This window comes from Acidovorax sp. DMC1 (genome assembly GCF_056314325.1).
The window spans coordinates 468,253-480,733 of record NZ_JBQUYO010000003.1; the positions used below are offsets into that span (position 1 = coordinate 468,253).

Consider the following 12,481-nt stretch of genomic DNA (forward strand, 5'->3'; position numbering starts at 1 on the left):
GGGCGATGGCAATGGCTGGAGGAGGGGGCTCTGGCTATGTCGCGGGCGGGGCGGTGCCCGCCGCTACCGTCCACGCAGGAACAGTGCATCCAGCTCCTTCATGCTCAGCTGCCGCCATGTGGGGCGGCCATGGTTGCACTGGTCGGAGCGGTCGGTGGTTTCCATCTGGCGCAGCAAGGCGTTCATCTCGTCGATGGTGAGTTTGCGGTTGGCCCGCACGGCACCGTGGCAGGCCATGGTGCCCAGGATTTCATTGCGGGCGCGCTGCACCACGGTGGTGGCGTCGTGTGCGGCCAGCTCGGCCAGCACGCTGCGGGCCAACTCCACCGGGTCGCCCTGCGCCAACGTGGTGGGCACGGCGCGCACGGCCAGGGTCTTGGGGGAGAAGGGCACCACCTCCAGTCCCAGCGTGGCCAGCACCTCGGCCGACTCTTCGGCCGTGGCGACTTCCTGTGGCGTGGCGGCGAAGGTGGCAGGGATCAGCAAGGGCTGGCTCGCAATGCGCGCGCCGCTGTCCACCTGGGCCTTCAGGCGCTCGTAGACGATGCGCTCGTGGGCGGCATGCATGTCCACCACCACCATGCCCTGGGCGTTTTCGGCCAGGATGTACACACCGTGCAACTGTGCCACGGCCTTGCCCAGGGGCCAGGCGGTTTCCTGGCCATCGCGGCCCACTGGCCAGGCCGTGGACGGGTTGCTGGCGAGGGGCGCGGTCGTGGATGCTGCAGAGGGTGCAGCTACCTCTGCAGGCTGCGCGCCGTCCCACCCCGTGGCAGGAGCGCCGGATTCACCGGGCATTGCGGGCGCTGTGGACGTTGCGTTCGCACCGGCCTGGGCCGAAGGTGCCCACAGCCCACCCACCGCAGCGCCAACTGCCGGGTCTGCCATAGGACCCGCGGAGGGCGCACCGCGCGGCGCCCACAGGGCCGCCAGGTCTTCCACACGGTGGCCCCGTTCTTCAAATTTGATAGCAGCCTGGGCATTCCACACTAGCGCTTGGGGCGTCTGGGGCTTGAAATGCTCCGCATCACCGGCTGGAGTGGGGCTGGGCGCCGCCGCAGCCGCTGCCAAAGCGGCGGCCCGGGGCGCAGCCAGCGCGTTTTCCACCGCGTGGCGCACGGCCTGGTGCACCTCGCGGCTGTCGCGAAAGCGCACCTCGATCTTGGTGGGGTGCACGTTCACGTCCACACGCGCCGGGTCGATCTCCACATACAGCGCGTAGATGGGCTGCTTGTGGCCGTGCAGCACGTCTTCGTAGGCGCTGCGGGCGGCGTGGGTGAGCACCTTGTCGCGCACAAAGCGGCCGTTGACGTAGCAATACTGGTGGTCAGGCCGCGAGCGGGCCGCGTCGGGCAGGCCTGCGCGGCCGGTGACGGTGACAGGCCCCACGCGGTGCTGCACAGCAACCGACTGGGTGACGAAGTCCTCGCCCAGCACATCCGACAGGCGGCGGGCCAGCGCGTCATGGGCGTCCTGTACATCGCTCTGGCCGGGCACGAAGGTGGCGCGCCACTGCTCCACCAACTTGCCCTCGTGCCAGATGGCAAAGCCCACATCGGGCCGCGCCAGCGCGTGGCGGCGCACCGATTCAATGCAGTGCGCCAGCTCGGTGGCGTCGGTCTTCAAGAACTTGCGGCGCGCGGGGGTGGAGAAGAACAGCTCCTTCACCTCCACCGTGGTGCCGGTGCTGCGCGCGGCGGGGCGCAGTTCGCCGCTGCGGGCGTCGAGCAAGAAGGCGCTGGCCTGGTGGGCGGGGCGCGAGAGCAGTGACATCTCGGACACCGAGGCAATGGCGGCCAGCGCCTCGCCCCGAAAGCCCATGGTGGCCACGGTTTCCAGATCGTTCAGGTTGGTGATCTTGCTGGTGGCGTGGCGGCGCAGGGCCACGGGCAGCTCTTCTTGCGGGATGCCGCCGCCGTCGTCTTCCACCGTGATCAGCCGCACCCCACCTGCCGACAGCCGCACAGTGATTTGCGTGGCACCCGCGTCCAGTGCGTTGTCCACCAGTTCCCGCACCACCGAGGCCGGGCGCTCCACCACCTCGCCAGCTGCAATCTGGCTGATCAGCTCATCGGGCAGGTCGCGGATGGGGCGGCGCGCGGGGGGCGTGGGGCTGGAGGCGGGCTGCGCCGCTGCAAGGGAGGAGGTGGTGTCGTTCACCCGGGGGATTTTAGGGCGGGGGCTGCGCAGGGGTATCGGCCTGGGGCGGGGCGTGATGGGGATAATGCGCCCACCTTTTTTCCGCGCCGCGCTGGGCCTGCCTCTTCATGGAACTTGTCACTTTTCTCATCGACTTCATCCTGCACGTGGACAAGTACCTGGAGGCGTTTGTGCAGGCCTATGGCATGTGGGTGTATGCGCTGCTGTTCGCCATCGTGTTCGTCGAAACGGGGCTGGTGGTAATGCCGTTCCTGCCGGGCGACTCGCTGCTGTTCATCGTGGGCGCGCTGTGCGGTGCGGGCCTGATGAACTTTCCGCTGGCGTGCGCGGTGCTGCTGGCGGCGGCCATTTTGGGCGACCAGTGCAACTATTCGATTGGCCGCTACTTTGGGCCCAAGGTGTTCCAGTGGGAGGATTCGCGCTGGTTCAACCGCCGGGCGTTCAACCAGGCGCATGAGTTTTACGAGCGCTACGGCGGCATCACCATCGTGATTGCGCGCTTCATGCCCTTCATCCGCACGTTTGCACCCTTCGTGGCGGGCGTGGCCGAAATGAACCGTGCCAAGTTCACCGCGTACAACGTGGGTGGTGCGCTGCTGTGGGTGCTGGGCATTGCCACGGCGGGGTACTTCTTCGGCAACTTTGCGTGGGTCAAGGAGAACCTGGACAAGATCATCTGGGCGATGATTTTTGTGCCGGGCCTGATCGCCATTTTTGGTGCTTGGCGCGCAGGTCGTCAGGCGCGTACGGCCTGAATATCGACCCATCTGCTACCAAAACAAGAGCGGCAGGCGCATGTGAATCATGCGCCTGCCGCTTTTTTGTGCCCAAACGGGTGCTGGGCGCTCAGCGCCCCGCAAATTTAACGGCGGTAGGGGCGACGCTGGTCGCGGTCTTCACCCACTTCATGGCCGATGAGGGCGCCCGCTGCGGCCCCGCCGATGGTGCCCACGGGGCCGCCGAAGATGGCATTACCGGCAACGCCGCCGACCACGGCTCCCACGCCAGTGCCCACTTGGGCGTTGGTGGGGTTGGATGCACAACCACCCAGTGCCAGGGCCGCGGTGCAAGTGGTCGCGAGAAGAATGTGACGGATTTTCATGGCGAGATTCCTTGATGGTTGTGGAGTCAGGCCGTGGTCCCCATCCGCAGTGGCGGCTGAAGCTCGACCTGTGCCTCTACTGTGGCTCGTGATGCTTTTTGTCGGTGTAGGCAGGCAAGGGCGGTGGCTGTAGGACAGGCTCCTAGAGCGCGTGGACGGATCCCCGGCCAAACCCTCAGTAGGCTCTAAGGGTTTCCCTGCGCCCGGCGCTGTTGCCAACCGCGTTGCGCAGGCAGATCATTTCCTGGGCGTACAAAACTTACACAAGGACACGCGATGACCCAGCACATCCAGCACGCCGGCCGGGGGGCCGTGGGCGCTCAGTTGACGGTGGCGCAGCAGATCAGCTTGATCGTGGGGGTGGCGGTGCTGGCGCTGGTGGTGGTGCTGGTGCTCAGCCTTGTGCGCGTGCAGCATCTGGGGGCCACGGTGGACCATCTCGCGTCCGAGCAGGTGGAGCGGCTGCAACTGGCGCTGCGCTGGCGCAGCAACATCGCCGTCAATTCCACGCGCGTGTTCTCCATCGCCCAGACCGAGGGCGATGACCTGCAAAACTACTTCAAGGACACGATGGCGGCCACCACGGCCGACACCAGCAAGGTGCAAAAGCGCTACACCGAGCTGGAAAACAGCCCCGAGGGCCTGCGCATCCAGGAAGAGCTGGCCACCATCCGCAAGTCGTACCTGGAGACGCGCGACAAATCGCTGGAGCTGAAAAAGGCGGGTGACATGGCCCAGGCGCGCGCCTATGCGCTGGGCACGTTTGCTCCAGTGCTGGACAAGTACAACGCCATTGCCGACAAGATGGTCGATTACCAGGTGCGCCGCTCGGCCGAGCAGGCGGCCGAGGCGGCTGAACTCATCCAGTCCTACCGCATGACGGTGCTGGTGGCCGGCGTGGCGGGGCTCGCGCTGCTGGTGGTGCTGTCCTGGGTGGTGGTGCAGCGCATTCGCCGCTCGCTGGGGGCGGTGGGCGCGGTGGCGCAGCGCATTGGCGAGGGCGACCTGTCTCAGCCCATCGAGGTGCATGGGCGGGGCGAGGTGGCCGAGATGATGCGGGCCATGCAGGGCATGCAGACCTCGCTGGTGCGCATCGTGGGCGATGTGCGGCACAGCAGCGACAGCATTGCCACGGGCTCCAGCGAGATCGCCATGGGCAATGCCGACCTGAGCCAGCGCACGGAAGAGCAGGCCAGCAACCTGGAGGAAACGGCCGCCTCCATGGAGCAGATCACCAGCACCGTGAAGAACAACGCCGACACCGCGCGCAAGGCCGCGACGCTGGCCGGCTCGGCATCGCAGGCGGCGGTCAAGGGCGGCGAGGTGGTGGGACAGGTGGTGACGACCATGCAGGACATCTCGGCCGCGTCCCGAAAGATCACCGACATCATCAGCGTGATCGACGGCATCGCATTCCAGACCAACATCCTCGCGCTGAACGCGGCGGTGGAGGCCGCACGCGCCGGTGAACAGGGCCGTGGCTTTGCCGTGGTGGCCAGCGAGGTGCGCAGTCTGGCCCAGCGTAGCGCCGAAGCCGCCAAGGAGATCAAGGCCCTGATCGGCGCGAGTGTGGAGAAGGTGGAAAACGGCACGCAGCTGGCGAGCAACGCCGGGCAGAGCATGGAAGACATCGTTGCCCAAGTGCAGCGGGTGAGCGACCTGATTGGCGAAATTTCCAGCGCCACGGGCGAGCAGACCATCGGCATCAGTCAGGTGGGCGAGGCGGTGATGCAGCTCGACCAGGTCACCCAGCAGAACGCTGCGCTGGTGGAGCAGAGCGCGGCGGCGGCCGACAGCCTCAAGCACCAGGCGGCGCGGCTGTCAGAGATCGTGAGCGTGTTCCGGCTGGGGCGCTGATTGCCCTGACCGCCTTGGCGGGCAGCGGCTCAAGCCGTTGGGGCCGGCTTGAGGCACATCGTGACCAGCAGGGACGCAGGCTCCACCGCCTTCAGCGAATGCAGCGCGCGCGGTGCCAGGTGCACAAAGTCGCCGGGGTGCAACTGCTGCACGCCCTGGTCGCTGGCAAACTCCACCACGCCCTCGATGCACTGAACGGTCGCCTCGCCGGGCGTCTGGTGCTCTTTCATGGATTTGCCCACCGGCAGGACCACCCGCATGACTTCGAGCTGGCCGGCTTTGAGGATGGCGGTGGTGACGGTGTCGGCCAGACGCGCCCCCAGAGGGCGCACGCTGACGATCTGGCCAGATTGGGCGTGGGGCAGGGCCATGGCAGTTCTCCTTGCTGGCCTGGGCGCGGTGCGCGCCCGGCCGATGCAGCCTACTGTGCCTGCAGTTGGCAGTGCGCGCAAGGTGGTCTGGCTGCCCCGCGCGCCCGGCCCTTGACCTGCCTACACCGACCGGCTGCGCGCCAGCGGCGGGTTCTTGGCGAAGTAGCGGGTAATACCGCGCATCAGCGCATCGGCCAGCTGCTCCTGGTAGGCGCTGCTGCGCAGGCGCTTTTCTTCTTCGGGGTTGCTGATGAACGCGGTTTCGACCAGCACGCTGGGGATGTCGGGCGCCTTGAGCACGGCAAAGCCTGCCTGCTCCACGCGCGGCTTGTGCAGCTTGCCCACATTGCCGATCTCGCCCAGCAGCACGGTGCCGAGCTTGAGGCTGTCGTTGATCTGCGCGGTGGTGCTCATGTCCAGCAGCGCGCGCTGTACATGCTGGTCCTTGGACTGCACGTTGATGCCGCCCACCAGGTCGGCCTGGTTTTCCTTGTTGGCCAGCCAGCGGGCGGCGGTGCTGGAGGCGCCGCCCTGGCTCAGCGCAAACACGCTGGCGCCGCGTGCGGCAGGGGTGGTGAACGCGTCGGCGTGGATGCTCACAAACAGGTCGGCCTGCACCCGCCGGGCCTTTTGCACGCGGGTGCCCAGGGGCACAAAGTAGTCGCCGTCGCGTGTGAGGTAGGCGCGCATGGGGTTGCCGCCGATGGTGGTGGCATTGATGCGGTCACGCAGCAGGTGGGCCACGCGCAGCACCACGTCTTTTTCACGCGTGCCGGAGGGGCCGATGGCGCCGGGGTCTTCGCCACCGTGACCGGGGTCGAGTGCCACGATGATGATGCGGTCGGTCTCGGTGGCTGTGGCGCGGTTGCCGGGGCGCGATGGCGCTGCGGGGGCTGCCCCGGGTGCAGGCGCCGCCGCCACTGCTGGTGGCGGGGCGGGCGGCTGTGCACCTGTGCTGCCGGTGGTGGGGCCATTTGCGCGCTGCGCGATCAGGTCGCCCAGCGGGTCGTGCTCGGCAGCCGGTGCGGGCGCGCGGGCGGTGGCAGGGGCGCTGGCAGGCGAGGGGGCAGACGCAGCAGCGGGGCCGTTGGCATCGCGCAGGCGCTCGGCAATCAGGGCCTCCAGCGGGTCCACGGGCGCTGCGGGGTACAGGTCAAACACCAGCCGGTGGCGGTAGGCGGCCACAGGCGGCAGGGTGAACACCTGCGGCATGGCGGGCTGCTTGAGGTCCACCACCAGGCGCACCACGCCGGGTGCGTTCTGGCCCACGCGGATGCCCGCGATGTTGGGATCGTCGGGCTTGACCTTGGCCACCAGTTCACGCAACTCGGGGCTCAGGTCGATGCCTTCAATGTCCACCGCCAGGCGCGGCGGCGAGGTCACGAAAAACTGCTTGGCCACCAGCGCGCCATCGGACTCGATGGTGACGCGCGAATACTCAGGGGCAGGCCACACGCGCACGGCCACGATGGTGGCGCCGCGTGCAATCTGCTGTGCGCCCAGCAGCAGTACCAGGCTGCTGGCGCGCAGCACGGCGCGGCGCGATGGCTGGGGGGCTTGGCGGGCAGGCAAGGTGGGTTCGTTCACGGCGTCTCAGAGAGCTTGCAGCAGGCTGCGCCCGGTGGCGGTGGGGGCATGCAGCGTGACCTTCCTTTCGGTGTCATCCGTTGCTTCAATGTGAATAGCAAGGTCTGCAAGCGGAGTAAGCGCTGCAGCCTTTTCCGGCCATTCTGCCACCTTGAGACCGGGGTTGGCAAAAATGTCCCTGAAACCGGCGTCTTCCCACTCGCGCGGATCGTCAAAACGGTAGAAGTCGAAGTGCCAGATTGACAGACCCGGGGCCTCGTGGGGCTCCACCACGGCATAGGTGGGGCTCTTGATACGGCCTTGCACACCCAGGGCGCGCAGCAGGTGGCGCACCAGGGTGGTCTTGCCCGCACCCAGGTCGCCGTGCAGGGTCACGAAGGCGTTGGCCAGCAGGGGTTGTGCGGCCAGGCGCTGGGCAAAGGCGGCGGTGTCTTCCTCGCCATGCCAGATGAATTGGCGCGTGGGTTCGGCAGAAGTGTCGCCGGGGGGGGCGCCAGGGGCATCGCTGCCGCTTTCTACAATCTGGCCGGTATGTGGTGCAACAGTCAACTCGTTCCTCAAATGCAGGAGTGGGCCCGCGAGCTGGGATTTTCCCAAATCGGCGTGGCGGGGGTGGACTTGTCTGCGGCCGAGCCGGGTCTAGCGGCCTGGCTGGAGCAGGGCTTCCATGGTGACATGCATTACATGGCATCCCACGGCATGAAGCGCGCGCGGCCGGCCGAACTGGTGCCCGGCACCGTGAGCGTGATCACGGCGCGCATGGATTATTTGCCGCGCGACACGGCCAGGGATGCGCCGGGAGGCTGGCAGGCGGTCGAACTCTCCCGCCTGCAGCGCCCGCACGAGGGCATCGTCTCCGTCTATGCCCGGGGGCGCGACTACCACAAGGTGCTGCGTGTGCGGTTGCAAAAGCTCAGCGACCGCATTGCCGAGGCCATCGGCCCGTTTGGCCACCGCGTGTTCACCGACTCCGCCCCGGTGCTGGAGGCCGAGCTGGCTGCGCGCAGCGGCCAGGGCTGGCGCGGCAAGCACACGCTGGTGCTCAACCGCGAGGCCGGGTCCATGTTCTTTTTGGGCGAGATTTATGTGGACATGGCGCTGCCACCGAGCGAGCCCGTCACCGCGCACTGCGGCAGCTGCAGTGCGTGCATTGACATCTGCCCCACGCAGGCGATCATCGCGCCGCACCGCATCGACGCGCGGCGCTGCATCTCGTACCTCACCATCGAACACGCCGGGGCCATCCCCGTGGAGCTGCGCCCTCTGCTGGGCAACCGCATCTATGGCTGCGATGACTGCCAGCTCATTTGCCCCTGGAACAAGTTTGCCCAGGTCAGCCGCCTGCCCGACTTTGATGAGCGCAAAGGCCTCTCAGGCCAGCAACTGGTGCACCTGTTTGCGTGGGACGAAGCTACCTTCTTGCGCATGACCGAGGGCGGCCCCATTCGCCGCATAGGCCATGAACGCTGGCTGCGCAACGTGGCGGTGGCGTTGGGCAATGCGCTGCGCGCCACCGGCGACGAGGCCTTGCGCACGGCGCTGCAGTCACGCGCTGACGACGCCAGTGCGCTGGTGCGCGAGCATGTGGCCTGGGCGCTGGAGGCGTGTTGAGGGCGTTTTTGAAAGAAATCGCCTGGTAGCGCCAGTGCAACATGCCTGAGCGGCTATCGAAATAGGAGTGATAGCCGTTGTGCCGGGGCCTTACTGCGCCAGCAACCCCGTCTGCCGCAAGGTGCCCACCAGCCCCTGGGCAAACTCCGCATACCCCGCAGCATTGGCGTGGATCTGGTCCGACCGCAGTCGCTCTTGCGCCAGCACGCTCGACCAGCCCTTTGCGTGCAGCGGGATCTTCAGCTCCTCGGCAATCTCTTCGTACATCGGGTGGTCGCTCAGACGGCCGGCGGCGGCCATCAGCGACAGCTCGGGCACAGCCACCAGCAACACCTGCGCGCCGCTGCCCTTGGCCTCGCTGCAAATGCGCAGGATGTTGGCGCGTGTGGTGGCCGCGCTCTGGCGCCGCAAAAAGTCGTTGCCGCCGATGCCCACGATGACCAGCGCGGGCTGGTGCTGTTGCAGCAGGCCCGGCAGGCGCGCCAGCGCCTGGGCCGAGGTGTCGCCCGACACGCCCCCGTTCACCACCTTCCAGCCCGTCAGGCGCGCCAGCTCGGCCGGGTAGGCGGTGTCGGCCGAGGCCCCCACGCCCGATGTGAGCGAGTCGCCCAGCGCCAGCACCGTGGCGCCCGGCGGCACCGCCTGGGCACGCGGCGGTTTGCGGCCACACGCGACCATGCTCAAGGTAGCGACCAGACTGGCGCCCAGCAGCCGCCTGCGGTTCAGGCCCCCATTCATCGCAGCACCCCCAGCGCAAACGGCAGGCTCACGATGCCCAGCAAGGTGGACAGCGTGACCAGCCCCGCCACATACGGCCCGTTGTAGCCCATGCGCGCTGCCAGCACATAGCAGGTGGATGCCGTAGGCAAGGCTGCAAAAGCCAGGAGCACCGTCGTCTGCACGGCGTCGAGACCAAATATGCGGGCCATGCCAAACGCCACCAGCGGTTGCACTAGGTGGCGGATGGCCAGCACCGACACGCTCAGCGTCTTGCCCCGCGTGAGCAGGCCAAACTGCAGCCCCGCCCCGGCCGCCATCAAGCCCAGCGCGAGCGACGCAGCGCTGATGCGGCTGACCGTGGGCACTGCCCATTCGGGGATCTGAAAGCCCAGCAGATTGGCCACCAGCCCCGAGGCGGTGGCAATGATCAGCGGGTTGCGCAACAGCTCGCGCGCAAAGCTGTGCTGCCCGTGCCGGGCCATGGGCCACACCGCAGCCACATTGAACAGCGGCACACACACGCCGATCAGCACCGCAATCATCAGCAGGCCCTGGGTGCCTGCCAGCCGCTCGGCAATCGCCAGGCCAATGAAGGAGTTGAAGCGGAACGCCACCTGCGCGCTGGCCGCATGGTCGCGCACATCAATGTGCTTGCCCACCCAGGGCCAGTGCGGCAGGCTGTAGGCCAGAGCGATGCCGATCACGCCCGACAGCATGCCCGCGCCGATCAGCCCCGACGCTGCGCCAATATCCATCGGGCTTTTGACGATGGACTGGAACAGCAGCACCGGGAACAGCAGGTAATACACCAGGCTCTCGACCGGCTGCCAGACCGAGCGGTTCAGGGCGGTGTATCGGCAGATCAGGTAGCCCAGGAAGATGAGTGAAAAATCGGGGAGCAGGAGTTGGGCGTAGTTCACGCACCGAGAATACTTGATGCATGGCAAGCCGGTCGGGGGTTCCCTGCAGGTTGAATGGGGCTGAGAGGTTGCCCACCCGCGCCCATTTTTAGGGTTAGCCCTTATGTGGAATCCGCAGGGCGGTTTGGCGGGTGTTGCGCATACCATCGGCGCTGTTTGTTGTTACCCCGCACGAAGGAGATTTCCATGCATCGTCGTCAATGGCTTGCGCTGACCGTACTGGCTGCCGCAGCTGGATCGGCTGCCGCACAAGGCTACCCCAACAAGGTGATCCGACTGGTTGTGCCCTTTGCACCCGGTGGCACCACCGACATCATTGCGCGCGTGATCGCCGAGCCCCTGGGCCGCGTGCTCGGCCAGAGCGTGATTGTGGACAACAAGGCCGGTGGTGGCGGCATCGTGGGTGCGGCCGAACTCGCCCGCGCCACGGCCGACGGCTACACGCTGGGCGTGGCCACGGTGTCCACCACCGCAGCCAACCCTGCCATCAACCCCAAGACGCCGTACAACCCGCTGACGGACTTCTCGCCCATCATCAACATTGCGGCCACACCCAACATCATTGCGGTGAACCCGAGCTTCCCGGCCAAGGACTACAAGTCGTTCGTGGCGGAACTGAAGAAGTCGCCCGGCAAGTATTCGTACTCGTCGTCCGGCACGGGCGGCATCGGCCACCTGCAGATGGAGCTGTACAAGAACCTCTCGGGCACCTTTGTGACCCACATCCCCTACCGCGGTGCGGGCCCGGCCCTGAACGACACCGTGGCGGGCCAGGTGCCCATGATTTTTGACAACCTGCCCTCGGCGCTGCCCTTCATCAAGGAAAACCGCCTGGTGCCCATCGTGGTCGCGGCGCCCCAGCGCGTGGCGGCCCTGCCCAATGTGCCCACTTTCAAGGAACTGGGCCTGGAGCCGGTGAACCGCATGGCCTACTACGGCATCGTGGGGCCCAAGGGCCTGCCCAAGGATGTGGTGGACAAGATCAACGCCGGTGTGCGCAAGGCCCTGGAAGACCCGGCTGTGAAGAAGCGCATCGAAGACACGGGCTCGCTCGTGATCGGCAACACGCCCGAGCAGTTTGCCGAGCAGATCAAGGCCGAGTTCGCGGTCTACAAGGATGTGGTCGTCAAGCAGAAGCTGACGCTGGAATAAAAGCCACCGCTTCTGTCCCCAGCCGCCTTCGGGCGGCTTTTTTGTGCCTGTGTAGCTGAATGCACGCGATGCATGCTATGGTTTTTGGATGCTTGCTCCCAGTCTGAATGCCATCGACACCTTTGTGGACGCCCTGTGGCTGGAGGACGGCCTGTCGCGCAACACGCTGGCCGCCTACCGGCGCGACCTGACGCTGTACGCGCAATGGCTGGCCGACCAGCAGCCCGCGCTGGCGCTGGACGACACAGCCGAACACCACCTGCAGGCCTACTTTGCCGCCCGCCACGCGCAGACGCGCGCCACCTCGGCCAACCGGCGCCTTACGGTGTTGCGCCGTTACTTTCACTGGGCGCTGCGCGAGCGGCGCATCACCACCGACCCCACCGTGCGGCTGCAGGCCGCACGCCAGCCGCTGCGCGTGCCCAAGACCTTGTCGCAGGCGCAGGTGGAGGCGCTGCTCAACGCGCCCGATCTGGGCAACCCCCTGGGCCTGCGCGACCGCACCATGCTGGAGCTGATGTACGCCAGCGGCCTGCGCGTGACGGAGCTGGTCACGCTCAAGACCTTTCAGGTCGGCCTGAACGAAGGCGTGCTACGCGTGATGGGCAAGGGCAGCAAGGAGCGCCTGGTGCCGTTTGGCGAAGAGGCGCGGGCGTGGCTGCTGCGTTACCTGAACGAGGCCCGTGGTGCCATCCTGGGCGGGCAGCAGACGGACGACCTGTTCGTCACCCAGCGTGGCAGCGGCATGACGCGGGTGATGTTCTGGGTCATCGTCAAAAAGTGGGCGCAGGTGGCGGGCATCACGGTGCCGCTGTCGCCCCACACGCTGCGCCATGCGTTTGCCACGCACCTGCTCAACCACGGTGCCGACCTGCGCGTGGTGCAGCTGCTGCTGGGCCATGCGGATATCTCCACCACCACCATCTACACCCACGTGGCGCGCGAGCGGCTCAAGTCCTTGCACGCGCAGCACCATCCGAGGGGGTAGCGCGGGCGACGGT

General features: G+C 67.1%; 12 protein-coding genes. 5 read left to right on the top strand and 7 right to left on the bottom strand.

The annotated features are described in order from the left end of the window. Nucleotides 1–63: 63 nt before the first annotated feature. Entirely contained in the window at nucleotides 64–2,160 is a 2,097-nt protein-coding gene (gene mutL / locus ACT531_RS09450; protein ID WP_476017245.1) for a DNA mismatch repair endonuclease MutL, read from the bottom strand. Nucleotides 2,161–2,267: 107 nt separating this feature from the next. On the opposite strand from mutL, the gene ACT531_RS09455 reads away from it, so the two are divergent. Beyond that, a complete protein-coding gene (locus ACT531_RS09455) occupies nucleotides 2,268–2,915 on the top strand; it encodes a DedA family protein (protein ID WP_476017246.1) in 648 nt (215 codons plus the stop codon). Between the two features lie 107 nt (nucleotides 2,916–3,022). Here the strand turns inward: ACT531_RS09455 and ACT531_RS09460 are convergent, their stop codons facing one another. Continuing rightward, nucleotides 3,023–3,262 carry a glycine zipper 2TM domain-containing protein gene (locus ACT531_RS09460; RefSeq protein ID WP_015013308.1) on the bottom strand — a complete coding sequence of 80 codons (240 nt, stop codon included), beginning with the start codon at nucleotides 3,260–3,262 and terminating at the stop codon, nucleotides 3,023–3,025. Nucleotides 3,263–3,538: 276 nt separating this feature from the next. On the opposite strand from ACT531_RS09460, the gene ACT531_RS09465 reads away from it, so the two are divergent. Continuing rightward, on the top strand, nucleotides 3,539–5,119 hold the full coding sequence (locus ACT531_RS09465; RefSeq protein WP_476017247.1) for a methyl-accepting chemotaxis protein: 1,581 nt from the start codon (nucleotides 3,539–3,541) through the stop codon (nucleotides 5,117–5,119). Nucleotides 5,120–5,148: 29 nt separating this feature from the next. Here ACT531_RS09465 and ACT531_RS09470 read toward each other — a convergent pair whose 3' ends face one another. The 3 genes from ACT531_RS09470 to tsaE all read right to left on the bottom strand — a co-directional run bounded on the left by ACT531_RS09470 (nucleotide 5,149) and on the right by tsaE (nucleotide 7,626). Beyond that, the gene (locus tag ACT531_RS09470; protein ID WP_060986422.1) at nucleotides 5,149–5,490 is read right to left on the bottom strand and encodes a cupin domain-containing protein; all 342 of its coding nucleotides are present in this window, start codon (nucleotides 5,488–5,490) and stop codon (nucleotides 5,149–5,151) included. Nucleotides 5,491–5,610: 120 nt separating this feature from the next. Next, on the bottom strand, nucleotides 5,611–7,077 hold the full coding sequence (locus ACT531_RS09475) for an N-acetylmuramoyl-L-alanine amidase (protein WP_476017248.1): 1,467 nt from the start codon (nucleotides 7,075–7,077) through the stop codon (nucleotides 5,611–5,613). 6 nt (nucleotides 7,078–7,083) lie between these two features. Next, a complete protein-coding gene (gene tsaE / locus ACT531_RS09480; RefSeq protein WP_110959301.1) occupies nucleotides 7,084–7,626 on the bottom strand; it encodes a tRNA (adenosine(37)-N6)-threonylcarbamoyltransferase complex ATPase subunit type 1 TsaE in 543 nt (180 codons plus the stop codon). 12 nt (nucleotides 7,627–7,638) lie between these two features. Between tsaE and queG the strand changes: the two genes are divergently transcribed. Further along, nucleotides 7,639–8,688: a tRNA epoxyqueuosine(34) reductase QueG gene (gene queG / locus ACT531_RS09485; protein WP_476017249.1), complete on the top strand. Its 1,050-nt coding sequence runs from the start codon at nucleotides 7,639–7,641 to the stop codon at nucleotides 8,686–8,688. Nucleotides 8,689–8,778: 90 nt separating this feature from the next. Here the strand turns inward: queG and ACT531_RS09490 are convergent, their stop codons facing one another. After that, a complete protein-coding gene (locus tag ACT531_RS09490) occupies nucleotides 8,779–9,426 on the bottom strand; it encodes a GDSL-type esterase/lipase family protein (protein ID WP_060986426.1) in 648 nt (215 codons plus the stop codon). Further along, nucleotides 9,423–10,328 carry an AEC family transporter gene (locus tag ACT531_RS09495; protein WP_476017250.1) on the bottom strand — a complete coding sequence of 302 codons (906 nt, stop codon included), beginning with the start codon at nucleotides 10,326–10,328 and terminating at the stop codon, nucleotides 9,423–9,425. Before ACT531_RS09495 ends, ACT531_RS09490 begins: the two co-directional genes overlap by 4 nt. Nucleotides 10,329–10,514: 186 nt before the next feature. On the opposite strand from ACT531_RS09495, the gene ACT531_RS09500 reads away from it, so the two are divergent. Both ACT531_RS09500 and xerD read left to right on the top strand, forming a co-directional pair. Further along, on the top strand, nucleotides 10,515–11,480 hold the full coding sequence (locus tag ACT531_RS09500) for a tripartite tricarboxylate transporter substrate binding protein BugE (protein WP_056640033.1): 966 nt from the start codon (nucleotides 10,515–10,517) through the stop codon (nucleotides 11,478–11,480). Between the two features lie 88 nt (nucleotides 11,481–11,568). Further along, a complete protein-coding gene (gene xerD / locus ACT531_RS09505) occupies nucleotides 11,569–12,468 on the top strand; it encodes a site-specific tyrosine recombinase XerD (RefSeq protein ID WP_476017251.1) in 900 nt (299 codons plus the stop codon). Nucleotides 12,469–12,481: the final 13 nt, after the last annotated feature.